The organism is Collimonas rhizosphaerae (assembly GCF_038896935.1).
Classification (GTDB): Bacteria; Pseudomonadota; Gammaproteobacteria; order Burkholderiales; family Burkholderiaceae_D; genus Collimonas; species Collimonas rhizosphaerae.
Genome location: NZ_JBANDC010000019.1, coordinates 1 through 24,942 on the forward strand (window position 1 = coordinate 1; position 24,942 = coordinate 24,942).

The following is a 24,942-nucleotide window of genomic DNA, read 5'->3' on the forward strand; positions in this document are numbered from 1 at the left end:
TGAGCCGCGAAAGCGATCCGTCGGCGGTGCTGAATGCGTTGCCGCAATCGTCCAGTACGCCTGAGCTGCAATTGCAGCTGGAGGAGGGCGAGAATTTCACCCTGATCGAGAAATTGCAGAATGAGGCGAAATTTCCGGGAGCCGACGACATCATCAAGATCGATGGCTTGCGCGTTGAGTATCCGGATGGTTTCGGCCTGGCGCGTTCATCCAATACCACGCCGGTGGTCGTGATGCGTTTCGAGGCTGAGTCGGAACAGGCGCTGGCGCGGATCCAGTCGGAATTCAAGCGTGTTATCCTGGCAGCCAAGCCTGATGCGGCGCTGCCTTTCGCATAGCGATCCGGATGAGATTGTTTCCGTCGCTTCAACGCTCATCGCTCAGCCCGGCCGCAGCCGGCCGCTACGTATTCATCGACAATGCCAAGGCTATCGGCATCGTCCTGATCGTCATCGGCCACAGCAAAGGTTTGCCGGACAATATAGTGCGCCTGATATTCAGCTTCCATGTGCCGCTGTTTTTCTTCATTTCCGGATTCCTGCTCAAGCCGGATAAATTGGCGGATTCCGTGCCTGTCAGCGCAAAGAAAATATTGCGCACTTTGGCTTGGCCGTATTTTCTGTTTTTCTGTTTCGCTTACCTGTATTGGTTTGCCACCCGCAACGTCGGGGTGAAAGCAGCCTTGTCCGCCGGGCGCCCGTGGTACGACCCCATCGCCGGTTTGCTGACAGGCCTGGAGCCGGACCTGTATATCAATCCGCCGCTCTGGTTCTTTCCTTGCCTGGTCGCGACGGTGATCGTGTACCAGGCTGCGCGCAAGCTGTTGAACCTGACGGCCGCTACCTGTTGCTTTGCGATTCTCGGATTTGCCGTCACGCTGGCCGTCAGCCGTCCGCCTTACAGGCTGCTGCTTGGCTTGGATGCGATGTGGGTCGCGCTGTCGTTTTACGCGATCGGGCAATATGTCCGCGCACGTGCCTGGTTTGACGCCATGCGCACCGGACCGCTGTTCCTGCTTGGCTTGGTGTCGGCGGCGGCGCTTGTCGGCGCCGGGCAATGGAACGACAGGGTAGACCTGGCTACCATGTATTTCGGTGCGCAGCCCTTGCTTTACCTGCCGGTTTCCATGTTCGGGATCGTTGCCGTTTTATGTATTTCGAAGTTCTTGCCGGCGTCAGGAATTACCGGCTGGCTTTCAGAAAACACCCTGGTGATTTTCCCGGCGCATTTCGTTTTCCTCGGGCTGGTGCGCGGTGCGGCGCTGTCCTTGCACGTTATTGCGAGCGACTATCAATACGCACTCGGCTGGAGCGTGGTGAGCAGCGCTTTGGCTATCCTGCTTTGTGTCCCGCTGATTTATTTATTGCGTTTCCTGCCAATCCGTTTATAAAATCCGCCTGTCGCCGTTGCCTGGAAATCCTGTCGCCGGCAGTCTTCCAGCGCCGGCGACAGGCGGAAAGGTTGTCGCAATGATAAAGTCAAAACTAAGTTCCGGCTAAGTATTGCCTGATAATTTCGCATTCGCGCAGAGTCATGCGTACATCTCCCATATCAAAAAGATAAAGCATGGAACTGGCAAAATCCCGATGGCTGGTCGGCGCGGTAATCGCTGCGGCAGGTTTGTACTTCGCAGGCGCCCATTTTGGATGGTGGGGCCAGGCCGGCAGGAAAAACGACGATGCGGGAAAGGCGGTTGCGGTCAAGGTCGCGCTGGTTGAACGGAAGAACGTGCGCAGCTACCTGGACAGCGCTGCAACCGTCCAGGCGCTCAATACCGTTGTGGTGCATGCGCGGGTCGATGCGCAAATCGATAAAGTCCTGTTCCGGGAAGGCAGCAACGTCAAGCGCGGAGACGTCCTGGTCGAGCTTGACCGCCAGCCTTTTGAAGTGCAGCTGCGCGCAGCCCAGGCCCAGCTGCAGAAAGACAGCGCTCAGTTCGCCAATACCCGCCGCGACCTGGAGCGTTACGAGTTCCTGGTGCAGCACGATTCCGGCACGACCCAGATCCGCGACACGACGCGCTCCCAGCTGGAACAGCTGCGCGCTACCTTGAACGGCGACCAGGCCCAGATCGACCAGGCCCGGCTGCAGCTGGGCTACACCACGATCCGCACTCCGATCGACGGCCGCCTGGGCGCGCGGCTGGTGGATGCCGGCAACCTGGTCCACGCCAGCGATGCGAACGGACTGGTGGTTGTCAGCCAGATCCAGCCGATCGCCATGGTTTTCTCCTTGCCCCAGGTTTTGCTGCCGGTATTGCGCCGGCAGCAGGCTAGCCAGGCTAGCCAGGCTTTGCGCGTGCAGGCGCTGGCGGACGACGGCAGGCAGGTGCAGGACGAGGGCGAGCTGACGCTGATCGACAGCCAGGTCGATGCCGCTACCGGCACCATCCGCTGCAAGGCGATCTTCAAGAACGCCCAGGAAAAGCTGTGGCCTGGCGCGTTTGCATCGGTGCGGGTGATGCTGAACGAACTGCCCGGTGCGATATCGGTTCCGTCCACCGCCATCCAGGCCGGGGCGCAGCATCCTTACGTGTATGTCGTCACGCCGAAAAACATTGCCGAATCCAGGGAAGTCACGGTTGGGCCGATATCCGACGACCGCACCGTCATCCTGGCCGGGCTGGCTGCCGGCGACCGTGTGGTGGTGGAGGGGCAGTTCCAGCTGCAGGAGGGAGCGCGGGTCGATGTCAAGGATGCGGCGGCTCAGGCCAAGCCGGACGCAAGCAGCGTTGTTTTACGCTAACCAGGGCCGCGACCTTGAACCTTTCCGCATGGTTTATCCGACGCCCGGTAGCCACCTTCCTGCTGATGATAGGGCTGCTGTTCATCGGCATCGCCAGTTACACTCAATTGCCGATAGCCGGCGTGCCCCAGGTCGATATCCCGACGATTTCAGTCAATACCGATTTGCCCGGCGCCAGCGCTGAAACAGTCGCTTCCTCGATTACTTCGCCGCTGGAACGGGCGCTGGCGATCCTGCCCGGCGTCACCTCCCTGACTTCGAGCAGTTCGCTCGGCGCCAGTTCGATCAGCGTGCAGTTCGACCTCGCGCGCAGCGTGGACGCCGCCGCGCTGGACGTGCAAAGTGCGATCAACGCGGCGCTTGGCGACCTGCCCAAGAATCTGCCGCATCCGCCGACTTTCGAGAAAAAGAATCCGTCGGACGCCCTGCTGATGACGATCGCCGTCTATGCCGACAACATGCCGATCGGCCAGGTCGACGACTATGTCGAAAATTTCCTGACGCCCGAGATCGCGCGCGTGCGCGGGGTAGGGGCGATCGATTACCACGGCCGGCAGAAGCCTGCGGTACGTATCCAGATGGATCCGAACCGGGTTGCAACGATGGGACTGACGCTGGAAGATGTGCGTCAGCGCATCGCTGAAGCCACGGCCAACGGACCGAAAGGAACCTTGAACGGCAGCCGCCAGACGATCACCCTGGACACCACCGACCAGCTCAGCGAGTCGGCGCAATACGGCGCCATTGCGCTGACCTCGCGCAACGGCGCGACAGTCAAGCTGCGCGATGCCGGCGTCATCGTCAGCAGCGTCGAGGACGTCAAGCAGAGCGCCTGGCTGGGCCGGCATCAAGCGGTCATGATCGATGTGCACAAGCAGATAGGATTCAACGTCAACGCCACCGTGGCAAAGGTAAAAGAGGTTTTACCCACGCTTGAACGCAACCTGCCGCCTTCGCTGCACCTGGTGCTGCTGGGCGACCGCACCCAGACCATACGTTCATCGGTCAGCGATGTGCAGTTCACGCTGTTCCTGACCTGTTTGCTGGTGGTGTTCGTCGTATACATTTTCCTGGGCAGCATCCGCGCCACCCTGATCCCGGCGATTGTCATCCCGCTGTCGCTGTTCGGCACCATGGCCGCCATGTACGGGCTTGGCTACACGCTGGACAACGTGTCCCTGATGGCCCTCACGATTTCCATCGGCTTTGTGGTGGACGACGCGATCGTGATGCTGGAAAACATCCTGCGCCATGTGGAGGAGGGCATGGAGCCGCAGGAGGCAGCATTCAAGGGATCGCATGAGATCGGCTTTACCATTTTTTCGATGACGATTTCACTGGTGGCGGTCTTCATACCGCTGCTGTTCATGGGCGGCGTGGTAGGGCGGCTGTTCCGCGAATTTGCGGACACCGCGGCAATCGCCATCCTGATTTCCGGCGTGGTTTCCCTGACCCTGACTCCGGTGCTGTGCGCGCGTTTCCTGACCGTCCAGGCGGCGCACCGCAGCGGCTGGTTTCACCGGCGCTGTGAACATTTCCTTGAGCGCATGCGCCAGGCGTACGCCAGCGGCTTGCGCGCGGTGCTGCGGCGCCAGCGCCTGACCTTGGGGGTGATGCTGGCGACGCTGGTGGTGACCCTGGGCATCTATGTCTACATTCCCAAGGGATTTTTCCCGCAGCAGGACAACGGCCTGATCGCCGGTGTTACCGAAGCATCGCCGGATATCTCTTATCCGGCGATGCTGCGCCAGATGCAGGGGCTGGCGAACCTGGTCAGGCAGGATCCGGATATCCAGAATGTCTATTTCTGGATCGAGGGCGATCCGTCGCTCAATGTCGGACGGCTGCTGATCGACCTCAAGCCTTTTGAGCTGCGCCAGGCGTCGGTATACGAAGTCATCGACCGCATCGGCAAGCGCGTCAAGGATATCCCGGAAATCACGCTGCATATGCAAGCGCGCCAGGATTTGCAGATTGGCGCACGCGTCAGCAAGACCCAGTTCCAGTACACGCTGCGCGACGCCAACCTGGCGGAGCTGCAGCTGTGGACGCCGCGCATGCTGGCGGCGCTGCGCGCGATTCCGCAGATCCGCGATGTCGAAGGAGATAGCGAGCCGACGGCGCCGCGCCTGCAGATCGTGCTGGACCGGGAAGCGATGGCGCGCCTGGGCGTCAACACCCAGGCGGTGGACGACACTTTGTATGACGCCTTCGGCCAGCGCCAGGTAGCGAGCTTTTACACCCAGGTCAGCGTCTACCGCGTGATCCTGGAAGTCGATCCGCGCTTCCAGCTCGATGAAAGCGCACTGGCCCGCATCTATGTGCCGTCCAAGAGCGGCGTGCCGGTGTTGCTGAGCGCCATCAGCCGCTTCGAACATTCGTCAGCGCCGCTGACGGTCAACCATGACGGCCAGTTTCCGGCGTCGACCCTGTCGTTCAACCTGGCGCCAGGGCAGGCGCTGGGCGACGCCATCGACGCCATCAATGCCAAGGAGCATTCGATGGCCAAGCCGGCCGGCCTGACTTCGGTGTTTGCCGGCAGCGCCCAGGCGTTCCAGGAATCGCTGGCGAACCAGCCGTTCCTGATCCTGGCGGCATTGCTGGCGATCTTCATCGTGCTCGGCATCTTGTATGAGAGCTTTATCCACCCGGTCACGATCATGTCGACCCTGCCTTCCGCCGGGATCGGCGGTTTGCTGGCGCTGATCCTGCTGCACTATGATTTTTCGCTGGTGGCGCTGATCGGGGTCATGCTGCTGATCGGCATCGTGAAGAAGAACGGGATCATGATGGTCGACGTCGCCATCGTCGAGGAAACCGGCGGCCTGTCGCCCGAAGAAGCGATTTACAAGGCATGCCTGCTGCGTTTCAGGCCGATCATGATGACCACCATGGTGGCGCTGCTGGGCGCACTGCCGCTGGCCCTGGGTGCGGGCGCGGGATCGGAGCTGCGGCGGCCGCTGGGCATCGCCATGGTTGGGGGACTTTTGTTGTCTCAGGTGCTGACCTTGTACACGACGCCGGTCGTTTACCTGTATATGGACAGGCTGGTGTTGCGGCTACGTCGCATGCGTGCCGATGCGACGCTGAATTTTTAGGCCGATTTGCCGCCGCGTTGCAAAAGACAGGATATGCGCTAATATACTGTATATACATACAGTAATCGGTGCCACGATGTCAGATCGTCAAAAGAAACCTCCACCCCAGGTAATCCAGTTCCAGGCGCCAGGCTTTGCGCGCAAGGGCCGCGGCGCGACCAGCAACATGCAAGGCCGCTACGAAGTTGCGCAGCGCGAGGAATTCGACGACGGCTGGGCGGCGGAAGACGAGCAGCTGGAGCCGGCTGCGGTGCGCACTATCGTCACCGAAGAGCAGGCGAAGAGCATCCTCAGCCGCAACGCCTCGCCCGACCTGCCGTTCAATGTCTCATTGAATCCTTACCGCGGTTGCGAGCATGGCTGCATCTATTGCTTCGCCCGGCCGTCGCACAGCTACCTGGGCCTGTCGCCCGGGCTGGATTTCGAGAGCCGGATCTTTGCCAAGGTCAACGCGCCGGAATTGCTGCTCAGGGAGCTGGCCAAACCTTCTTATGCCGCCGAGCCGATCGCGCTCGGGATCAATACCGACGCCTACCAGCCCTGCGAGCGCGACCTGCAGCTGACGCGGCGCATCCTGCAGGTGCTGCACGATTGCGAACATCCGCTGGCCCTGATCACCAAGTCGTCGCTGATCGAGCGCGATATCGACCTGCTGGCCGCCATGGCCGCTAAGCGGCAGGTGGTAGCGGCGGTCACCATCGCGACGCTGGACGCGACCATCGCCCGCACGCTGGAGCCGCGCGCGGCGACGCCGTCGCGGCGCCTGCGCACCATCCGCACGCTGGCGCAGGCGGGCATCCCGGTCAGCGTCAGCATCGCGCCGATGATCCCGTTTATCACCGAACCGGACCTGGAGCGCGTGATGGAAGCGGCAGCCGAGGCGGGCGCGGTGCGCGCCGGTTATACCGTATTGCGCCTGCCGTGGGAGGTGAATCCGCTGTTCCAGAACTGGCTGCAGGCGCATTTTCCGGAGCGCGCCAACCGCGTGATGAACCGTATCCGCGAAATGCGCGGCGGCGCCGACTATGACGCCGATTTCGCTACCCGCATGCGCGGCGAGGGTGTGTGGGCGGATCTGTTGCGGCAGCGTTTTGAAAAGGCCGTGCTCCGGTTCGGCCTGTGGCATGGCGGCTCGTTCGGGACCCTGGATGCGAGCCGTTTCCGGCGGCCGTACGTGCAGCCGGAAAAGGACCGGCTGTCAGGCCAGCTGGGTTTGTTTTAGCAGGCGCCGCGGATGGATCGTCATGTGGCGACCTGGCCCTTGAGCAGCACCAGCAAGGCGCCGGAACCGCCTTCGGCGGCGGTGGCCTGGCAGAAGGCAAGCACTTCTTCCTTCTGCACCAGCCAGTTGCGGACTTTGGATTTCAGCACCGGTTCCTTGTTGATGGAGCCCAGCCCCTTGCCGTGGATGATGCGCACGCAGCGCCAGCCGCGCTTGGCTGCCAGGCGCAGGAATTCGGCCAGGGCTTCGCGCGCTTCTTCGCGCCGCAGGCCATGCAGGTCGAGCTGCTGCTGGATGGTCCAGTGGCCGCGCCGCAGCTTGCGCATGACGTCGGGGCCGATGCCGTTGCGGGCAAAGCTGAGCGTTTCATCGGTGTCGAGCAAGGTTTCGATGTTGAAATCGTCCGACAGCGATTCTTCCAGCGCAGCCTGTTCGTCGGCCAGGTGCTGGCGCGCGATCGGCAGCGGGCGCGGGATGGCCGGCGTGAATTTGGGCGGCACCGCCAGCGGCTTGACGTTGCCGATGCTGCTGCGGAAGATGTCGGCGTCGCGCCGTGCTTCCTGCTCGCGGCGTTTGGTTTCCGCCGCCGCGGCCTGGCGTGCTTCGTCCTGCGCCTTGATTTCCTTGCGCAGCGATTTGAGGGCGCTGAAGTCTTTGATCGGGCCGGCCATGATATGCGTGTCTGCTAGGGATGAAGGGCGGCGATGTGCGGCGAGCCGGCGGCCGCGGCGACAACGCTGCCGCCGCGGCTGCCGGGCAGGGCCTTAGTCTTCCAGGAAGCGCTGGGCGTCGAGCGCCGCCATGCAGCCGGTGCCGGCGCTGGTGATGGCCTGGCGGTAGATATGGTCCTGGACGTCGCCGGCGGCGAACACGCCCGGCACGCTGGTGGCGGTAGCCATGCCTTCCAGTCCGGTCCGGGTCTTGATGTAGCCGTTGCGCATGTCCAGCTGGCCGTCGAAAATGCCGGTGTTGGGCTTGTGACCGATGGCGATGAAGACGCCGTGCAGCGTGATCGGCGTGATGCTGCCGTCGGCCACCGACTTGATGTTGATGCCGGTGACGCCGCTGCCGTCGCCCGTGACTTCATCCAGCGTGTGGTTGTACTTGATGACGATCTTGCCTTCCGCCACCTTGGCGTTGAGGCGGTCCACCAGGATCGGCTCGGCGCGGAACTTGTCGCGGCGGTGGATCAGGGTCACCTTGCTGGCGATGTTGGACAGGTACAGCGCTTCTTCAACCGCCGTATTGCCGCCGCCGACCACCGCGACTTCCTGGCCGCGGTAGAAGAAACCGTCGCAAGTGGCGCAGGCCGAGACGCCTTTGCCCATGAACGCTTCTTCCGACGGCAGGCCGAGGTACTGGGCCGAGGCGCCGGTGGCGATGATCAGGGCGTCGCAAGTGTATTCGCCGGAATCGCCGATCAGGCGAAATGGTTTTTCAGACAACTTTGTGGTGTGGATATGGTCGAAAATGATTTCTGTGTTGAATTCTTCTGCGTGTTTGAGCAGGCGCTGCATCAGTTCCGGACCTTGCACGCCGTGCGGGTCGCCGGGCCAGTTCTCGACGTCGGTGGTGGTCATCAGCTGGCCGCCTTGCTCGACGCCGGTGATCAGGACCGGCTTCAGGTTGGCGCGGGCGGCGTAGACAGCGGCGCTGTAGCCGGCAGGCCCCGAGCCCAGGATCAGGACGTGGGCGTGCTTGGCGGGTTTGGTAGTGGTCATGTAAGCCTCAGGTAACAGATATCAAGCAACGATCGTGAGTGCGTATCCATGGCCGCGGGCGGCCGGCGGACAAGCGGATAAATATTGTCAGGATCATCAAATTGCGCGTAAAAACTCGGTAAGATTATAGTCTACCCATGTGCGGCGCATCAGAACTCCATGCCCGCCGCGCCGGGTTTTTTAGCAATGTTTCAAATGGAAACATCAAACACTGGTTATATATATAGGTATTGGGTGCATAATTTCAACTGTGAGAACACTCTGGCCACCCTGTAAAGCAACAGCGAAGCAACACCAACCGGATTTATGACTAGAACAAGCCAAGCCTATACCCGCAACACCAAGCCGCAAGAGGCGCCGCCGCTGCCGAGCCGTCTGGTCCGGCTGCTGTATGAAGCGCGCTGGATCATCTATGCGGTCGTCACAGCCTACCTGATCATCATTTTCGCCAGCTACTCGAAATCCGATCCGGGCTGGTCGCACGCCAACGTGGTGCCGCACCTGCATAACTGGGGCGGCCGCATCGGCGCCTGGCTGTCCGACCTGATGCTGTTCGTATTCGGCGCCTCGGCCTGGTGGTGGTGCGCGTTGCTGCTGCGCACCTTGTGGCAGGGCTACCGGCGCATTTCCCAGCGTTTCCTGGTGGAAAAAACGGCCGAGCCCGAACATCACCAGGAAGGCCTGATCCGCGGCGCCGGTTTTGCCTTGATCCTGGTCGGCAGCATGGGCATCGAATACACCCGCATGTCGTCGCTGCACATGCAGCTGCCGCGCGCGCCCGGCGGCGTGCTGGGCCAGCTGATCGGCAGCAGTGCGCAAACCGCGCTCGGCTTCACCGGCTCGACCTTGTTCCTGCTGCTGCTGTTTGCGCTGGGCATCAGCCTGTTTTTCCACGTATCGTGGCTGACGGTGGCTGAGCGCATCGGCGCTGGCATCGAGAACGGGCTGCTGTGGCTGAAGAATTTCTATGTCGCCCGCGAAGACCGCAAGGCAGGGCAGGTGGCTGCGGTCAAGCGCGAAGAAGTGGTCGTGCAGGAGCGCGCCAAGATCGTGGTGGCGTCGCCGATCCGGATCGAGCCGCAAGTGGTGGCGGTGCCGAAATCGGAACGGGTCGAGAAAGAACGGCAAAGCACCTTGTTCACCGATTTGCCCGACACCAACCTGCCGCCGCTGTCGCTGCTGGACGAAGCGCCGCCGCAGCAGCAGACCGTGAGCGTCGAGACGCTGGAATTCACCAGCCGCCTGATCGAGAAAAAACTTTCCGATTTCGGCGTGCAGGTCAAGGTGGTGGCAGCTTATCCCGGCCCGGTGATCACCCGTTACGAAATCGAACCGGCGACCGGCGTCAAGGGCAGCCAGATCGTCGGCCTGGCGCGCGACCTGGCGCGTTCGCTGTCGCTGACTTCGATCCGCGTGGTGGAAGTGATTCCCGGCAAAATGTTCATGGGCCTGGAATTGCCGAATCCGAAACGACAGATTGTGCGCCTGACCGAGATCCTCGGCTCCAAGGTCTACAACGACGGCGTCTCCAGCCTCACCATCGCGCTCGGCAAGGACATTGCCGGCCATCCGGTGGTGGCCGACCTGGCGAAGATGCCGCACTTGCTGGTGGCCGGCACGACCGGCTCGGGCAAGTCGGTGGGCATCAACGCCACCATCCTGTCCCTGCTGTATAAATCCGATCCGAACCAGGTGCGCCTGATCCTGATCGATCCGAAAATGCTGGAGCTGTCGATCTACGAAGGCATCCCGCACCTGCTGGCGCCGGTGGTCACCGACATGCGCCAGGCCGGCCATGCGCTGAACTGGGCGGTCAATGAAATGGAGCGCCGCTACAAGCTGATGTCGAAGATGGGCGTGCGCAACCTGACCGGCTACAACCAGAAGATCACTGAAGCCGACAAGCGCGAAGAAAAGATCCCGAATCCGTTCAGCCTGACGCCGGATGCGCCGGAGCCGCTGGAAAAACTGCCGACCATCGTCGTCATCATCGACGAGCTGGCCGACCTGATGATGGTGGTCGGCAAGAAGGTGGAAGAACTGATCGCGCGTATCGCGCAAAAGGCGCGCGCGGCCGGCATCCACTTGATCCTGGCGACGCAGCGCCCATCTGTAGACGTGATCACCGGCCTGATCAAGGCCAACGTGCCGACCCGCATCGCATTCCAGGTCAGCAGCAAGATCGACTCGCGCACCATCCTCGACCAGATGGGAGCGGAAGCGCTGCTCGGCATGGGCGACATGCTGTACATGCCGCCCGGCACCGGCTTGCCGATCCGGGTCCATGGCGCTTTCGTCTCGGATGAAGAAGTGCACCGGGTGGTCGACTACCTGAAGGAACAAGGCGAGCCGAACTACATCGAAGGAATACTGGAAGGCGGCGTGCTGGAAGACGGCGCCGACGGCGCAGCGGGCGGCGGCGCGGCGGCCGGCGGCACCGAAGGCGACGAACTGTACGACCAGGCGGTGGCGGTGGTGCTGAAAAACCGGCGCGCCTCGATTTCGCTGGTGCAGCGCCATCTGCGCATCGGCTACAACCGCGCGGCACGCTTGCTGGAACAGATGGAAACAAGCGGGCTGGTCTCAACCATGCAATCCAACGGCAACCGGGAAATCCTGGTGCCGGCGGGAAATAGCAATACGGAGCAATAAGATATGCAAAAGAAAATCATCGCCAGCTTGACCGGTAACAACATGTTCGCCAAGTTCAAGTCGGGCCGCCTGATTGTCGGCCTGTCCCTGAGCATGGCGCTGTTGCCGTCGCTGGCCCATGCCAGCGCGCTGGAGCAGTTCAAGTCCTTCGTCAGCAGCACGCAGTCGGCCAGGGGCGAGTTCTCGCAGCAGCTGGTGAAAATCGACGCCGGCAAGGCGCCCAAGGTAACCAGCACTTCCAGCGGGATCTTTATCTTTGCCCGGCCGGGCAAGTTCATCTGGACTTACCAGAAACCGTACGAACAGGTGCTGCAAGCCGACGGCGACAGGCTGTACATCTACGACAAGGATTTGAACCAGGTGACCACCAAGAGCCTCGGCAATGCGCTGGGTTCTTCACCGGCGGCGATCCTGTTCGGCAGCAACGACCTGGAAAAGAATTTCATCCTGAAGGAAGGCCAGGCCAAGGATGGCATGGAATGGCTGGAAGCGACGCCGAAAGCCAAGGACACCACCTTTGACCATATCGGCATCGGCTTGAAGGATGGCTTGCCGCATGCGATGGAATTGCGCGATTCGTTCGGCCAGGTATCGCTGCTGACCTTCAAGAACTTCGTCAAGAATCCGCCGCTGTCGGCCGGGCAGTTCCAGTTTGTCGTGCCCAAGGGTGCGGATGTGCTCAACCAGTAGTCGAGACCGGGCGCGGGACAGGCGCAATGCCGGGCGGCTAAGCCTGTTCCAGGAATTCCAGCTTGTTGGCGACGTCGCGCCAGGCTTCATGGTCGGGCAAGGGCGCTTGCGAGCGGGTGATCGGCTTCCAGTCCGGATGGGCGGCCAGGCGGGCGTTGATTTCGGCAAAGTGGCGTTGTTCGCCGGGCAGGTCGGTTTCGTTGTAGATCGCACCGACCGGGCATTCCGGCACGCACATCGAGCAGTCTATGCAATCCTCCGGCGCGATCACCAGGAAATTCGGCCCTTGCCGGAAGCAATCCATAGGACAGACGTCGACGCAGTCGGTGTATTTGCAACGGATGCAGGAATCGGTGACGACAAAGGGCATGGCGGGCTGGATGTGTGCTGGTCAAAATCGACTGGGATTCTCTCACAATCGCCGTCTTCGCGCAGGGCGCCGCCGCCGGCAGGTTTCCGTCGCCGCCATTAAGATGCTGCATGACATTTGATTTTCCAGACAAAGACCATTTTCCACTGAACCATGTCCGATCTCTTCAAAGTAGAACCTACACCGCCTTTAGCCGAAGCCCTGCGTCCGGCGACCCTGGACGAGGTGATCGGGCAGAGCCACCTGCTGGGGCCGGGCAAGCCGCTGCGGCTGGCGTTTGAATCGGGCAAGCCGCATTCGATGATCCTGTGGGGGCCGCCCGGGGTCGGCAAGACCACGCTGGCGCGCTTGACAGCCAATGCCTTCGACTGTGAATTCATCCCGCTGTCGGCGGTGTTCTCCGGCGTCAAGGATATCCGGGGGGCGATGGAGCAGGCGCAGCAGAACCTGGCGCAAGGCAAGCATACGATCTTGTTCGTCGATGAAATCCACCGCTTCAACAAGTCGCAGCAAGACGCCTTGCTGCCGTATGCCGAATCGGGCCTGGTGACCTTTATCGGCGCGACTACTGAAAATCCCTCGTTTGAAGTCAATTCCGCTTTGCTGTCGCGGGCGCAGGTGTATGTGCTGCAAGCCTTGACCGAGGATGAGCTGAAGCTGCTGCTGGCGCGCGCGCAGGAGCGGGTATTGTCGCACCTGCAGTTCGACGCCGCCGCGGTCGATACCCTGATCGGTTATGCCGACGGCGATGCGCGCCGGCTGCTCAACCTGCTGGAGCAGAGCGGCAGCGCCATCAAGGCTTCCGGCGTGACCCAGGTCACCAGCGAGTTCCTGCAAAATGCGCTGACCCTGAATGCGCGCCGCTTCGACAAGGGCGGCGACAATTTCTACGACCAGATTTCAGCCCTGCACAAATCGGTGCGCGGCTCCAGTCCGGACGGCGCGCTGTACTGGCTGTGCCGCATGCTGGACGGCGGCGCCGATCCCAGGTACCTGTCGCGCCGGATCGTGCGCATGGCCTGGGAAGACATCGGCCTGGCCGATCCGCGTGCGATGCAGATCGCCAACGACGCCGCGGCCACCTATGAGCGGCTGGGTTCGCCGGAGGGTGAGCTGGCGCTGGGCCAGGCCGTCATCTACCTGGCGGTGGCGGCCAAGAGCAATGCCGGCTACAACGCCTTCAACCAGGCCATGGCGTTTGTCAGGAAAGACAAATCGCGGGAAGTGCCGGTGCATCTCAGAAATGCGCCGACCAAGCTGATGAAGGAACTCGGCTACGGCCACGAATACCGTTATGCGCACGACGAGCCGCATGCCTATGCTGCCGGCGAAACCTACCTGCCCGACGGCATAGGCGATCCCGGCTGGTATCGGCCGGTGCCGCGCGGCGTCGAGTCCAAGATAGGCGAGAAAATGCAGTTCCTGAAAAGCCTGGATGACCAGGCCAACGCCGATAAAGGCTAGGCGCGGAGTAAAAACCAGGCAGGGAAGTCAGGCCGCCCGCACCGGCGCAAACAGCCTGGCGAAATCGACTTCCTTGGGCTGGCCGGTTTCGGTCAGCAGCTCCGAGGCATATTCACCCAGGTGATGCTCCATCAGCCTGGCCGCCCGTTCGGCATCGCCCTGTTCGATCGCATCCAGTATGCCGCTGTGTTCGTCGGCCGAACAGCTGTTGCGTTTCGGCGTTTCATACAAGCCTATCAGCAGGGACGTGCGCGCGATCAGGGTGCGCAGGTAGGCGCTGACGATATTGTTCTGGTTGGCTTCGCTGAGCTTGATATGGAATTCGCCCGAGAGGCGTATCCATTCTCCCCAGTTGCCTTGTTCGCGCAACGCATGCTCTCTTGTCACCAGCGCGCGCAATTCCGGCAAAACCTTGCGTTTGGCGGCCAGGCTCTTGACCGAGCCGCCCTCGAGGATGGCGCGGGCCTCGAACACCTCGCGCGCTTCCTTCACGTCATGCATGGCGATCACGGCGCCGCGGTTCGGCTGCAGGTCGATCACGCGCTCATGCGCCAGTTTCACAAAGACCCGCCTCAAGGTGCCGCGCGTAACGCCGAACGCTTCGCACAGCGGCGCTTCGACCAGGCGTGTCCCGGGCGGCAGCTGGTGGTCGAGGATGGCGTCGATGATGGCGAGGTGGATGCGGGCATCGATTTCATCGTTGCTCAATTCCGCCTGGCTGCCTTTGGGAACTGCGCTCATGCCACGGCCTCCGCTGTCTGTCCTGGCGCTACCTCAAGGATGTTTTGTTTTGATATTGTGCACAATTTTCTCATGGATCGCCGCATCCTGCCAATGATATGGCGACAGTATAAGTCCGAACCCTGCCGCTTGCACGCCTGGCTTGATTTGTCGTCGTCAGCCGTCAGGAAATTGCATCATTGCGAGGCGGGTGCACATAAATGGCGGATTTTTGCACCAATTTGTGCGCGCTTGAAACACCCGTAACCATGTAGCCGCAGCTTGTTTTTCGGCCAAAAATCCCCTCTGTTTTCGACTGTCGCGCCCCTGTTCGACTTGGCCTTGGCGTCGCTTGGCACGATTCTGGCTTATGTGTAGATCACGATTGTGCGCAATCTTATACATGATTGTAGATGATTATTGCGATTTCAATATCGGCCGGTTTTGCCAATCAAAGCCAGACCCCGGCGATGTTCCGCCCGGTTTGATTTTCAACATCCTGGAGTAGGAGTCACGATGGAACAGCACAATGCCATTATCAAGCCCTCGTATGACGACCGGCTGACCAACGACGACCTGGCGCCGCTGAAAAAACAGACCTGGGGCAGCTACAACATTTTTGCGTTCTGGATGTCGGATGTGCACAGCGTGGGCGGTTATGTCACCGCCGGCAGCCTGTTTGCGCTCGGACTGAGCAGCTGGCAAGTGCTGGTGGCGCTGCTGGCCGGCATCATGATCGTGCAATTCTTCGCCAACCTGGTGGCCAAGCCCAGCCAGCTCACAAGCGCGCCTTATCCGGTCATCTGCCGCACCACCTTCGGCGTGCTGGGGGCGAACATTCCGGCGATCATCCGCGGACTGATTGCCGTGGCCTGGTACGGCATCCAGACTTACCTGGCGTCCGGCGCCTTCCTCCTGATCGTATTGAAATTTTTTCCGCAGCTGGCGATCTACGCCGACCTCAGGCAATACGGTTTTGCCGGCTTGTCTTACCTGGGCTGGCTGGGTTTCATGGTGATGTGGGTGCTGCAGGCGATCGTGTTCTGGACCGGCATGGACGCCATCCGCCGATTCATCGACTGGGCCGGGCCGGCGGTGTATGTGGTGATGTTCCTGCTGGCGGCCTGGCTGATCAGCAAAGCCGGCTGGAGCAATATCGACCTGAACCTGGGCGGCATCAAATACAGCGGCGCGGCGGCGATCCCGGTCATGGTCAACGCCACGGCGCTGGTGGTGTCCTATTTCTCCGGGCCGATGCTCAACTTCGGTGATTTTTCGCGCTACGGCAAGGATTTCACATCGGTGAAGCGCGGGAATTTCTGGGGCTTGCCGGTCAACTTCCTCGGTTTCTCGTTGTTGACCGTAGTCTGCATCGCCGCCACCTTGCCGCTGTACGGCAAGCTGATCACCGATCCGGTGGAGATGGTGAGCCATATCGACAACACCTTTGCGGTGGTGCTGGGCGGCCTGACTTTCATGATCGCCACGGTCGGCATCAACATCGTCGCCAACTTCGTGTCGCCGGCTTTCGATTTTTCCAACGTGGCGCCGAAGCTGGTCAGCTGGCGCATGGGCGGCATGATCGCCGCGGTCGCTTCGATTTTCATCACGCCCTGGAACCTGTTCAACAATCCGCATGTGATCCACTACACGCTCGATATCCTGGGTTCTTTCATCGGCCCCTTGTTCGGCATCCTGATTGCCGACTTCTACCTGGTGAAGAAACAGCAGGTGATCGTCGACGACCTGTACACCATGGACCGCAAAGGCGCTTACTGGTACAGCAACGGCTATAACCCCAAGGCCATCATCGCGCTGGTCCCGGCGGCCGCGATTCCGGTTCTGTGCGTATTGCTGCCGTCCCTCGGCAGCCTGGCCAACTTCAGCTGGTTCATCGGCATGGCGTGCGGCCTGGCGATCTACTGGACCATCAGCGATAAGCAGCCGGCGCCGAAAACGGCAGGAGCAGCGAGCGCCTGACCTTGAAAATCAAAGTCATCAATCCCAATACGACCTGGAGCATGACCGAGAAGATCGGTCTTTGCGCGCGCCGGGTGGCGGCTGCCGGCACCGAGGTGATTGCGGTCAGTCCGGACATGGGGCCGGCGTCGATCGAGAGCCACTACGACGAAGCGCTGAGCGTGCCGGGCATCCTCGATGAAATCAGGAAGGGCGAGGCTGCCGGCGTCGATGCCTATGTGATCGCCTGTTTCGGCGACCCCGGCCTGTACGCCGCACGCGAAGCCGCACGCGGACCGGTGATCGGCATCGCCGAAGCGGCGATGCATGCAGCCAGCCTGGTCGGCGACAGTTTCAGCGTGGTCACTACGCTCGAACGGACCTGCGGCATCGCCTGGCACCTGGCAGAGAGGTACGGCATGCAGCGCTTTTGCCGCAAGGTGCGTGCCTGCGAACTGAATGTGCTGGACCTGGAGCGGCCCGGCTCGGACGCCTACCGCACCATCCTCGCCGAATGCCGGCAGGCGATGGCGCAGGACAGGGTCGACAGCATCGTGCTCGGCTGTGCCGGCATGAGCGACCTCTGCAAGGTGCTTGCAGAGGAGCTGGGCATCGCCGTGATCGACGGCGTGGCGGTGGCGCTGAAACTGGCCGAAAGCCTGGTGCAGCTGGGCCTGAAGACCGGCAAGCGCGGCGACCTGGCGTTTCCCCTGGCGAAGCCTTATACCGGTTCGCTGGAAAAGTTCGCCTGGGAGCCGCGATAAGGGGCCGCCCGGAGGTCGGGCTGTACGGCCAGCATTTGCCCGTCCTTGCGGTTCTGCATTTCCGCCGTGCGCCATGCACCAAAGGTGCGCTTGCCGTGAGCCAATCGCAATGATTGTTTAGCGGATTCTGTAAACATCCGCCGAAAATTCCTGCTCGCACATTACGGCCTGCTCATATGCATTGCCACTTGAGGCAAAAAAAAGTGCCATTATTTTTTTAAATTTCCATATTTATTTTTCGACCCGCAAACAGGAGCAATCGGCTGTATCTTGGCCTCGATATTGCTTCATCTGCAGCAGGGCTGCGCCGCGCGCAAGCCATGTGACGCATTCCTGTACAGATGCTTCAGCCAGGCGCCATGCGAATGTCCAATAAATCCAAGGTAACAATCGGGCATCGCCGGTCAGAATCGCTGAACGCAAATAGAGGAATGTTCAAATAATTAAATGTTTAGTGGTGATTGTGTTGTTTTGTTCCTGTCGTCTTGTTGACGATCAACGCACATTGGTCATACATTTTGGTCTTGGATTGAGTAGAGGAAAAGCGCAATGCACCCTTGCGATGTTTTTCTTTTGCGTGGAAAAGCGACGGCCGGCAAAGGCTGGCCGCTTGCATGCAACTGTCGGCATCGCTGATTTTTTCTTGGCTTTGAAAGAAGCACATTGTTAGGAGAGCCGCTCATGCCCAAGGTGGAGGCCACGCCGTTGCAGTCGCTGTACATCGATCACCACAACTGGCTGGTGGGATGGTTGCGCAGGCGCCTCGGCAATATCGACCACGCTGCGGATATCGCGCAAGACACTTTTGTACGGGTCTTGCTGAAGCCTGCGATCGAGGTGATCGAAGAGCCGCGCGCCTACCTGACGGTCATCGCCAAAGGCCTGGTGGCCAATGCCTACCGGCGCGAAGCGCTTGAGCGCGCCTACCTGGAAACGCTGGCCCTGTTGCCCGAAGCGCTGGCGCCGTCGCAAGAATACCGCGCCATCCTGCTTGAGACCTTATTTGAAATCGACGCCATGCTGGACCGCCTGCCGCCCAAGGCGCGCAGCACTTTCCTGCTGTCGCAGCTGGAAGGCCTGACTTACGCCGAGATCGCCGAGCAGCTGAATATTTCCGTCAGGACCGTGAAGCGCCACATGGTGCTGGGTTTTGAACAGTGCCTGATGTTTTCCTTGCCATGACAGAGACCTCGATCAATCCGGCGATCATCCGTGAAGCCGCCACCTGGCTGATGAAGCTGCACAGCGACGACGCCACCGAAGCCGACCAGCAAGCCTGGCAGCACTGGCGTTCGCGCAGCCCCGAACACCAGCGCGCGTGGCAGTGCGCGCAACGGCTTACCGATGCATTCAGCGACATTCCGCCCGAGCTGGGCATGCCGGTGCTCGACCGCCCCGTGGCATGCCCGCAGCGGCGCCGTGCGGCGCTCAAGGCCTTGGCCCTGCTGCTGACTACAGCGCCGGTGGCGTGGCTGGCCGCCAAGCTGCCGTGGGAGGACTGGAGCGCGGACTACCAGACCGCAACCGGCGAGCGCAGCACGATTGCGCTGGCGGACGGCACGCAGCTGGTGCTCAATACCGCCAGTTCGGTCGACGTCAGGTTCGACAGCCGCCAGCGGCTGGTCCAGCTTTACACCGGCGAAGTGCTGGTGACCACCGCTGCCGACAAGATGCTGCCGGCGCGCCCGTTCAGGGTGCAGACGCGGCAGGGCATGCTGCGCGCGCTCGGCACCCGTTTCGATGTCAGGCAAGAAGGCATGCGCAGCCATGTGGCGGTGTTTGAAGGAGCCGTCGAGCTGACGCCTTTGAAAGCGCCGGGCGTGGTGGTGCAAGCCGGCCAGCAGTGCAGCTTTACCGCGAACCGGGCCGGGCCGGTGCTGGCGGCCGACGACAGCCAGGCGCTATGGTCGCAAGGCGTGCTGTTTGCCGACAAGATGCGCCTGGCCGATTTTGTCGACGAACTCTCGCGTTACCGCCATGGCCGGCTCAGCTGCGATCCGGCGGTCGCGGACCAGCGCGTCTCGGGCGCTTTCCAGCTGAAGGATACCGACCAGGCGCTGCTCCTGCTCAGCAAGGTGCTGCCGGTGCGGATAGAGAGAATCACCCAGTACTGGGTCACGGTAAGGGCTGCCTAGGGTGCAAGGGTTTCTGGCAGGGACGGCTGCCGGCCCGGCGCCGGCGCGGTCGACCGAGAAAGCAATTCGCATGGTGCTGCACAACTCTCGGCGACGGATTTCCGCAACCACACTGCCGCTGTCGGCGGCAATCCGCATGCATGTTGCGTGCTGTTGCCTGGTCTCGGCCGGCCTGCTTGTCCCGCAGTCAGCCTTGGCGCAGGTGCTGCAGCCGGCAAAAGACTATTCGATCGCCGGCGGCAAGCTGAACCAGGCGCTAGCGATGTTCGCCGTCAAGGCCGGCATTTCGCTTGCCTACGATGCGGCCCTGGTGCAAGACAAATACAGTCCGGGGCTGGCAGGCCGTTATCCGGTCGCCGAAGCGCTGGCCCGCCTGCTGAACGGCACCGGGCTGGAAGCCGCGGCCAAGGCGGAGGGCGGGTACCTGCTGCGGGCGGCGCCGCCTGCGGCTCCCGCCGCGGCCGTCGCTGCCGTGGCCGAGAGAGCCGGCGCCAGAGAGGATGCGCTGCTGATGGCAATGACGATCACCGGCGCCGCGGAGACGCCGGAGCCGGCGCAAGGATTTGCCGCCGCCGCCAGCAGCAGCGCGACGCGCAACGATGCGCCGCTGTCCGAGATTGCGCAATCGGTGCAGGTGGTGACCAAGGATGTCATGGCAAGCCAGCAGGCGCAGTCGCTGCTGGATGTCTTGCATGACGTCAGCGGCGTGAATATCTATAACCGTGGCGTGAACTCCGAAATCTACATCCGCGGGTTTGCCGCGCCGTCCCGCATCAATGGCCTGGAACAGGGGCCTTCCCCCATCGACAACGCCAGTTCGCCGCTGCATACGCCGCTGGCTGCCATCGAGCGGATCGACGTGCTCAAGGGCGCCGATTCGATCATCGCCAACGGACAGATGGAGCCGGGCGGCCTGGTGAACATCGTCACCAAGCGTCCGCAAGCCGAACCGGTGCGCGAGTTGACGGTAGAAGCCGGCAGCTATGGCCACCAGCGGCTGACGCTCGACCTCGCCGGCGCGCTGTCGGACGACCAGGCATGGACGCACAGGCTGATCCTGTCCGGCAACCGCGACCCGAACGCAACCGGACGTTATGACAGCGCGCGCGAGGTGTATGCCGCGCCGTCGATCGGTTACCGCCACGGCGACACCACGGCGGTGGTCGGCCTGAGCTACCAGCGCAACCTGCATGCAAGCAGCGGTTTCGGGCCGTTCGGCGGAGTTGACGACGGCACCCGCAACACCAGCGTCGGCGCCAGCTACGACTGGCAGCAGAAGCTGGGCGGCGGCTGGAGCTGGCAGAGCAAGGGCAATTACATGAAGACCCAGGTGTCCTACCAGGCCTACGATTGCGTACAAAGCTTCGTGGCTGACAGCACCGGTTCGGCAATGAGAAACTGCCAGCCGCAGACGGGGGAGGCGAAGTCTTACGGCTGGAATGTCGAGAATAGCGTACACGGCAGTTTTTTTACCGGTCCGGTAAAACATGTCGTGCTGGCCGGCGTCGCCCTGCACCATAGCTGGCGGCCGGCGCCGCTGATCGAAATCGGCAATCCTGTCCTGGCCTCCTTGTCGGCGGACAGCCTGCCGGAAGTTTCCCAGTCCGGGCTGGCCCCGATGCAGGGGTCATCTTCGCAGAACTACCACACCACCAACTGGTTCTTGCAAGACCAGCTGAGCTGGCGGCGCTGGCATTTGCTGGCCAATTTCGGTTATACCAAGGCCTGGTCCCACAGCATCGATGCGCAGGCCGGCGAGGACACCGCGCTGCATCCGCGCAGCAAGCCGGTCTACAACATCGGCCTGGCATATCAATTGACCGACAGCATGATGGCGTACGTTAACCAGCAAAAGAGTTTTGTGCTGCAGGCGCAGGCTTCAGGGCCCGGTCCCAACGGCGGTCCTGCGGGAATCTATAATTTTCCGTCGACCGAAGGCAAATCGATCGAAGCGGGATTGAAGCTCAACCTGCTCGACGAACGTTTGCTGCTGACGGCATCGGTGTTCCGGGCGACCCATTCCAACATCCTGTACGGCGAAACGGACGTTGCCGGCGTCACCCGGCTGCTGGGGGCGCTGCCGCCCACTGTCAGCCACGGCGTGGAGCTGGACGTGGCCGGGAGCCCGGCGCCGGGATGGAACCTGATTGCATCCTATAGCTACACCGGATTCAAGGCCGGGCAGCCGACCGATTTTTCTTTTGCGGTGAATCGCGTGGCGCGCCACCAGGCCAGTTTCTGGAGCACCTACGATCTGCAGAGCCCCGGCTGGCGAGGCTGGGGCTACGGCCTGGGCATGAGCAGCCGCGGCGGCTACCGCAACATCAACGACGCCTATATGGGCGGCCAGTTCAGCAGCGACGCCAACCTGCGCTACAAATCCCGGCTGTGGTCGCTTACGCTTGGGGTGAGGAACATCTTCGACCGCAAGCTGTATGGCAGCTTCGCCAGCATTCCGGAAGGCAGCGGCTTTGAGCAGGGACGCACCATCGTACTGACCGGCCGCTACAATTTCTGAACCCGGAAGGCCTTGGCCTTTTTTCCCGTTTCGCGGGGCAATCAAGTAAGGGTGTTTTAGCGATGAGCGAACAAGAGATTACACGGTATGGCCTTTCAACGCGCACGATACACGGTATGGGGTTTGCTGCTCGCGGCAGCGCTGTCCCTGCGCGTAGCCGGCGCTGAAGCAGGGCGCAGCTATGCCATCACCGCCGGGCCGTTGAGCCAGAAGCTTGCCCTGTTTGCCGCGACGGCAGGCATTTCGATCATCTATGAACCGGAGTCGGTGCGCAACAAATGCAGCCCGGGCCTGGAGGGAAATTTTCCGCTGGTCGAAGCATTTGCCAGGTTGTTGCGGGGCACCGGCCTGGAAAGCGTGGCGAAAGCGGAACAGGGATACCTGTTGCGAGGGATAGCGCAGGCGCCTGCGCGCGCTGCGCCATACCGCCATGAAACGCCCGCTATTGCGCCGGCCGAGATTCGGCCGCCTGAATAGGCCGCGGCAGGTCTTGCCGGGGATCGATCATCGCTGCATCGCCCCCGGCATGGCCCGTCGCCGCTTAGTGCGATTCCTGCGCCGGCATGATCGTCAGGTTTTCGCCTTGCGGCGTGCGCATGGCCTTGCCTGCAGCTTTCTTCACCGGCTTGGCGTTGCCCACGGTGACGGGAATCGAGACAGCCCGGGTGCGTTCGCCAATCGTGACGAAGACATTCAGGTCGTACACGCCGTCAGCCGCCGCCCGCACGTTCGGCGTATCGATGACGATCCCTTGCTGGTTGCTGACCAGCGTAGCGGTGCCGAGAGTGACAAGCGACAAGCCGTCGTTGCCGCGGTATTCCACCTGCAGGGTGGTATTCGGCTGGCCGGTCTTGAATTGCAGCTGCACCGGCAACGTGACGTTCTTGCCGGTGGCGGCGCCGGATATCAATTCAACGGTGACCGGCGCCCCGATTTTGCCTTCAGGCTGCTGGTTTTTTACCGCTGCCTTGCCAGGATCGGCGGGCTGCAGCGGTTTGGCCGCACTGTATTGCGCATGGCCGGCAATGGCTGCAAAAACCAGCATGCCGTTGCCCAGGATATGTTTGATTTTCATGATTGTTCTCCCTTTCATTTGACTTGGGTCAGTAGGAGCTTGAAGCATCCTGGAGCATCGCCCACGGTGGTCAGCGAGGCGGTGTAATCATTTTGCGCCGGCAAATCGTAGTTTGCATAATAAGTGCCGGGATGGTCCGGATCTTCGGTGAGCTGATGCTTGACGGTATCGCCGGCCAGCTCCGCTCCCTTGCTGTATAGCTGGAAGTAAGGCGCCAAGCCTTGGTCGGGAACGATGCGCAGCCGGTATTTGCCTTTTTCCGCGACGCTGAAGCGCAAATAGCGATATATGCCGAGCTTATTGTAATTGTTGCCCGCGTCGTATGCCGTGGTGTTGCACGCCGTGCTTTCCTTGCCGGTTGTCTGGGCCGTGGTTTGCACGCCGACGTCAAGCAGGCTGTAGACCGGCAGCACAAAATCCTTGTTGGCCGCGGCAACGGACGGCGGCAGGTCCGTTTGTTTGGCGCCGAACATGTCCAGGTTGTCCTTGTCGACCGTATTGACCTCGGTCAGCAAACTGTCCAGCGTGGCTTGGCCGGCGGCATTGATTTTCCCGCGCAGCGAGGCTGCGAATGAAAACAGGCTGGTGAAAGCAGGCGATGTCTTCTGGGCTGCCATGGCCTGGTAGATGGGGCCGAAGCCGATGTCTGGCGACTGGTGCAGGCGATACAGCACGGACTGTACCGCCGTTTCGCTGAACCAGGCTTTTGGATCGTCCGCCGGAATGTCGTCGACCTTGAAAACCACCGCGCGCTTGCCCTGGCCCTTGCCGTTGGTATCGACGTACATGGGATCATTGCGCGCCATGCTGGAAAACGAATTGCCCCAGCCTTCGCTGAACGCCAGGCGCATGTCGAGCAGGTCGCCCTGTCCGTGCTGGCCGCCGGTGCTGTCGTCGCGCGAGAAGCTGGCCTGGAAATAGTGTCCCCACTCATGTGCAATCACGCCGGCGTCGTACTCGTCGGTATCGACGTCTGCCTGGCCAAGGATGTGCAAGCCCTTGGAATAGGATTTGCCATTCTCGCTGCCGAAGTAAGTGCCGTCCGTGTCGCCCGGACTCCAGAAAACGTTAAGAGGCGGGAAAGCCAGGTTTTTATCGGCTTCCAATACTTTGCGGCTGGCGTTGTAGACCGTGTCAAGGATTGCGAACGGCCCGGCTGTGCGCGAGCTTGCATAGGCCGATTTGGTGGAGTCCCATCCCGAAGCGGCGTTCAAGTCATGGACGCTGGCTTGTTTGCCGCTGTTGAAGGCGGCGCTTTCCATGGCAAACAGGGAGGCGCCGTTGGTCGAAACGCCGTAGCCGGCCGACGAGTGGTCGCGGATCGCGAAATTCCAGCTTGGCCCTGCGGAGGCGGCGCCGGTGCGCAGCATTTGCGCTTTTGCGCGCAAGCGCACGGCGGTATTGAGAGGAGCCTGGAAGGCATAGCTGCCCTGGGCGTCGGTTTCGGCCGACAGCAATGTCTTGCCGGTCTTGTCGTCAATCAGTTCGACCACGATGTTGCGGGCCGGTTTTTTCACGGTTTTTGCGTAATCGAGCTTGGCTTGCCAGCGCCCCTGCAGGTCCTTGCTTGCGACCGCGGGTACAAAGTCGTAGGTGATTTTGCCGGAGACGGCGGCTGTGGTTGCCGAGCCCTGGTTTTGTTTTGCCAGGACATCGGCCGTTCCGGCATTGCTGCCGTCGCCGCAGCCGGCTGCCAGGAATAGCGCGGCAAGCGTGGCCGCTGCCAGCTTGCCTCTCGGTTGAATATGTTCTGTCATGGTTATCCTTGATAGTGAAAAGAATCATTCATTCCAGCTCCCGGCGCTTTGC

Annotated in this window: 19 protein-coding genes and 1 pseudogene; 14 read left to right on the plus strand and 6 right to left on the minus strand. The window is 61.6% G+C overall.

The features are described 5' to 3' along the window. From V8G57_RS21435 to V8G57_RS21455, 5 genes and pseudogenes are all read left to right on the plus strand, one after another. A pseudogene (locus tag V8G57_RS21435) lies at positions 1 to 338 on the plus strand (phosphomannomutase/phosphoglucomutase); the annotation flags it as partial. A gap of 8 nt (positions 339 to 346) precedes the next feature. After that, the gene (locus tag V8G57_RS21440; protein ID WP_342831117.1) at positions 347 to 1,390 is read left to right on the plus strand and encodes an acyltransferase family protein; all 1,044 of its coding nucleotides are present in this window, start codon (positions 347 to 349) and stop codon (positions 1,388 to 1,390) included. A 176-nt stretch (positions 1,391 to 1,566) separates the two neighbouring features. Beyond that, positions 1,567 to 2,745, plus strand: a complete 1,179-nt coding sequence (locus V8G57_RS21445) for an efflux RND transporter periplasmic adaptor subunit (RefSeq protein WP_342831118.1) — start codon at positions 1,567 to 1,569, stop codon at positions 2,743 to 2,745. A 14-nt stretch (positions 2,746 to 2,759) separates the two neighbouring features. Next, the gene (locus V8G57_RS21450) at positions 2,760 to 5,843 is read left to right on the plus strand and encodes an efflux RND transporter permease subunit (protein WP_342831119.1); all 3,084 of its coding nucleotides are present in this window, start codon (positions 2,760 to 2,762) and stop codon (positions 5,841 to 5,843) included. 76 nt (positions 5,844 to 5,919) lie between these two features. Then, on the plus strand, positions 5,920 to 7,065 hold the full coding sequence (locus tag V8G57_RS21455; protein WP_425458318.1) for a PA0069 family radical SAM protein: 1,146 nt from the start codon (positions 5,920 to 5,922) through the stop codon (positions 7,063 to 7,065). A gap of 20 nt (positions 7,066 to 7,085) precedes the next feature. Here V8G57_RS21455 and V8G57_RS21460 read toward each other — a convergent pair whose 3' ends face one another. After that, positions 7,086 to 7,736: a Smr/MutS family protein gene (locus tag V8G57_RS21460; RefSeq protein ID WP_092393419.1), complete on the minus strand. Its 651-nt coding sequence runs from the start codon at positions 7,734 to 7,736 to the stop codon at positions 7,086 to 7,088. Positions 7,737 to 7,829: 93 nt separating this feature from the next. Beyond that, positions 7,830 to 8,786: a thioredoxin-disulfide reductase gene (gene trxB, locus V8G57_RS21465; RefSeq protein WP_092393422.1), complete on the minus strand. Its 957-nt coding sequence runs from the start codon at positions 8,784 to 8,786 to the stop codon at positions 7,830 to 7,832. A 306-nt stretch (positions 8,787 to 9,092) separates the two neighbouring features. Here trxB and V8G57_RS21470 point away from each other — a divergent pair, with 306 nt between their 5' ends. Next, a complete protein-coding gene (locus V8G57_RS21470) occupies positions 9,093 to 11,438 on the plus strand; it encodes a DNA translocase FtsK (protein ID WP_342831120.1) in 2,346 nt (781 codons plus the stop codon). Between the two features lie 42 nt (positions 11,439 to 11,480). Then, positions 11,481 to 12,128, plus strand: coding sequence for an outer membrane lipoprotein chaperone LolA (gene lolA / locus V8G57_RS21475; protein WP_254784904.1), 648 nt, complete (start codon positions 11,481 to 11,483; stop codon positions 12,126 to 12,128). 37 nt (positions 12,129 to 12,165) lie between these two features. Here lolA and fdxA read toward each other — a convergent pair whose 3' ends face one another. After that, a complete protein-coding gene (fdxA, locus tag V8G57_RS21480) occupies positions 12,166 to 12,498 on the minus strand; it encodes a ferredoxin FdxA (RefSeq protein ID WP_092393431.1) in 333 nt (110 codons plus the stop codon). 153 nt (positions 12,499 to 12,651) lie between these two features. On the opposite strand from fdxA, the gene V8G57_RS21485 reads away from it, so the two are divergent. Continuing rightward, complete coding sequence (locus tag V8G57_RS21485) at positions 12,652 to 13,962, plus strand: replication-associated recombination protein A (RefSeq protein ID WP_092393434.1); 1,311 nt, start codon at positions 12,652 to 12,654, stop codon at positions 13,960 to 13,962. 27 nt (positions 13,963 to 13,989) lie between these two features. On the opposite strand, the gene V8G57_RS21490 is transcribed toward V8G57_RS21485, so the two are convergent. After that, entirely contained in the window at positions 13,990 to 14,703 is a 714-nt protein-coding gene (locus V8G57_RS21490; RefSeq protein WP_342831122.1) for a GntR family transcriptional regulator, read from the minus strand. A gap of 495 nt (positions 14,704 to 15,198) precedes the next feature. Between V8G57_RS21490 and V8G57_RS21495 the strand changes: the two genes are divergently transcribed. The 6 genes from V8G57_RS21495 to V8G57_RS21520 all read left to right on the plus strand — a co-directional run bounded on the left by V8G57_RS21495 (position 15,199) and on the right by V8G57_RS21520 (position 22,535). Beyond that, on the plus strand, positions 15,199 to 16,662 hold the full coding sequence (locus tag V8G57_RS21495; RefSeq protein WP_342831124.1) for an NCS1 family nucleobase:cation symporter-1: 1,464 nt from the start codon (positions 15,199 to 15,201) through the stop codon (positions 16,660 to 16,662). A 2-nt stretch (positions 16,663 to 16,664) separates the two neighbouring features. Continuing rightward, on the plus strand, positions 16,665 to 17,405 hold the full coding sequence (locus V8G57_RS21500) for an aspartate/glutamate racemase family protein (protein WP_342831125.1): 741 nt from the start codon (positions 16,665 to 16,667) through the stop codon (positions 17,403 to 17,405). A gap of 681 nt (positions 17,406 to 18,086) precedes the next feature. Beyond that, positions 18,087 to 18,587 (plus strand): sigma-70 family RNA polymerase sigma factor, encoded by a 501-nt coding sequence (locus tag V8G57_RS21505; RefSeq protein ID WP_092393448.1) that lies wholly within the window; start codon positions 18,087 to 18,089, stop codon positions 18,585 to 18,587. Next, positions 18,584 to 19,540, plus strand: coding sequence for a FecR domain-containing protein (locus V8G57_RS21510; RefSeq protein WP_342831126.1), 957 nt, complete (start codon positions 18,584 to 18,586; stop codon positions 19,538 to 19,540). Before V8G57_RS21505 ends, V8G57_RS21510 begins: the two co-directional genes overlap by 4 nt. Positions 19,541 to 19,610: 70 nt before the next feature. Further along, the gene (locus tag V8G57_RS21515; RefSeq protein ID WP_342831127.1) at positions 19,611 to 22,058 is read left to right on the plus strand and encodes a TonB-dependent siderophore receptor; all 2,448 of its coding nucleotides are present in this window, start codon (positions 19,611 to 19,613) and stop codon (positions 22,056 to 22,058) included. Between the two features lie 87 nt (positions 22,059 to 22,145). Then, positions 22,146 to 22,535 (plus strand): STN domain-containing protein, encoded by a 390-nt coding sequence (locus tag V8G57_RS21520; RefSeq protein WP_342831128.1) that lies wholly within the window; start codon positions 22,146 to 22,148, stop codon positions 22,533 to 22,535. A 64-nt stretch (positions 22,536 to 22,599) separates the two neighbouring features. On the opposite strand, the gene V8G57_RS21525 is transcribed toward V8G57_RS21520, so the two are convergent. Beyond that, on the minus strand, positions 22,600 to 23,133 hold the full coding sequence (locus tag V8G57_RS21525) for a hypothetical protein (protein ID WP_342831129.1): 534 nt from the start codon (positions 23,131 to 23,133) through the stop codon (positions 22,600 to 22,602). Between the two features lie 14 nt (positions 23,134 to 23,147). Next, positions 23,148 to 24,890, minus strand: coding sequence for a hypothetical protein (locus V8G57_RS21530; RefSeq protein WP_342831130.1), 1,743 nt, complete (start codon positions 24,888 to 24,890; stop codon positions 23,148 to 23,150). Positions 24,891 to 24,942: the final 52 nt, after the last annotated feature.

Excerpts from the sequence above, each read along its gene's own strand:
- V8G57_RS21440 (WP_342831117.1), top strand. The coding sequence starts at position 347 with ATGAGATTGTTTCCGTCGCTTCAACGCTCATCGCTCAGCCCGGCCGCA.
- V8G57_RS21445 (WP_342831118.1), top strand. The coding sequence starts at position 1,567 with ATGGAACTGGCAAAATCCCGATGGCTGGTCGGCGCGGTAATCGCTGCG.
- V8G57_RS21455 (WP_425458318.1), top strand. The coding sequence starts at position 5,920 with ATGTCAGATCGTCAAAAGAAACCTCCACCCCAGGTAATCCAGTTCCAG.
- V8G57_RS21460 (WP_092393419.1), bottom strand. The coding sequence starts at position 7,736 with ATGGCCGGCCCGATCAAAGACTTCAGCGCCCTCAAATCGCTGCGCAAG.
- trxB (WP_092393422.1), bottom strand. The coding sequence starts at position 8,786 with ATGACCACTACCAAACCCGCCAAGCACGCCCACGTCCTGATCCTGGGC.
- V8G57_RS21470 (WP_342831120.1), top strand. The coding sequence starts at position 9,093 with ATGACTAGAACAAGCCAAGCCTATACCCGCAACACCAAGCCGCAAGAG.
- lolA (WP_254784904.1), top strand. The coding sequence starts at position 11,481 with ATGTTCGCCAAGTTCAAGTCGGGCCGCCTGATTGTCGGCCTGTCCCTG.
- fdxA (WP_092393431.1), bottom strand. The coding sequence starts at position 12,498 with ATGCCCTTTGTCGTCACCGATTCCTGCATCCGTTGCAAATACACCGAC.
- V8G57_RS21485 (WP_092393434.1), top strand. The coding sequence starts at position 12,652 with ATGTCCGATCTCTTCAAAGTAGAACCTACACCGCCTTTAGCCGAAGCC.
- V8G57_RS21490 (WP_342831122.1), bottom strand. The coding sequence starts at position 14,703 with ATGAGCGCAGTTCCCAAAGGCAGCCAGGCGGAATTGAGCAACGATGAA.
- V8G57_RS21495 (WP_342831124.1), top strand. The coding sequence starts at position 15,199 with ATGGAACAGCACAATGCCATTATCAAGCCCTCGTATGACGACCGGCTG.
- V8G57_RS21505 (WP_092393448.1), top strand. The coding sequence starts at position 18,087 with ATGCCCAAGGTGGAGGCCACGCCGTTGCAGTCGCTGTACATCGATCAC.
- V8G57_RS21510 (WP_342831126.1), top strand. The coding sequence starts at position 18,584 with ATGACAGAGACCTCGATCAATCCGGCGATCATCCGTGAAGCCGCCACC.
- V8G57_RS21515 (WP_342831127.1), top strand. The coding sequence starts at position 19,611 with ATGGTGCTGCACAACTCTCGGCGACGGATTTCCGCAACCACACTGCCG.
- V8G57_RS21520 (WP_342831128.1), top strand. The coding sequence starts at position 22,146 with ATGGCCTTTCAACGCGCACGATACACGGTATGGGGTTTGCTGCTCGCG.
- V8G57_RS21525 (WP_342831129.1), bottom strand. The coding sequence starts at position 23,133 with ATGAAAATCAAACATATCCTGGGCAACGGCATGCTGGTTTTTGCAGCC.
- V8G57_RS21530 (WP_342831130.1), bottom strand. The coding sequence starts at position 24,890 with ATGACAGAACATATTCAACCGAGAGGCAAGCTGGCAGCGGCCACGCTT.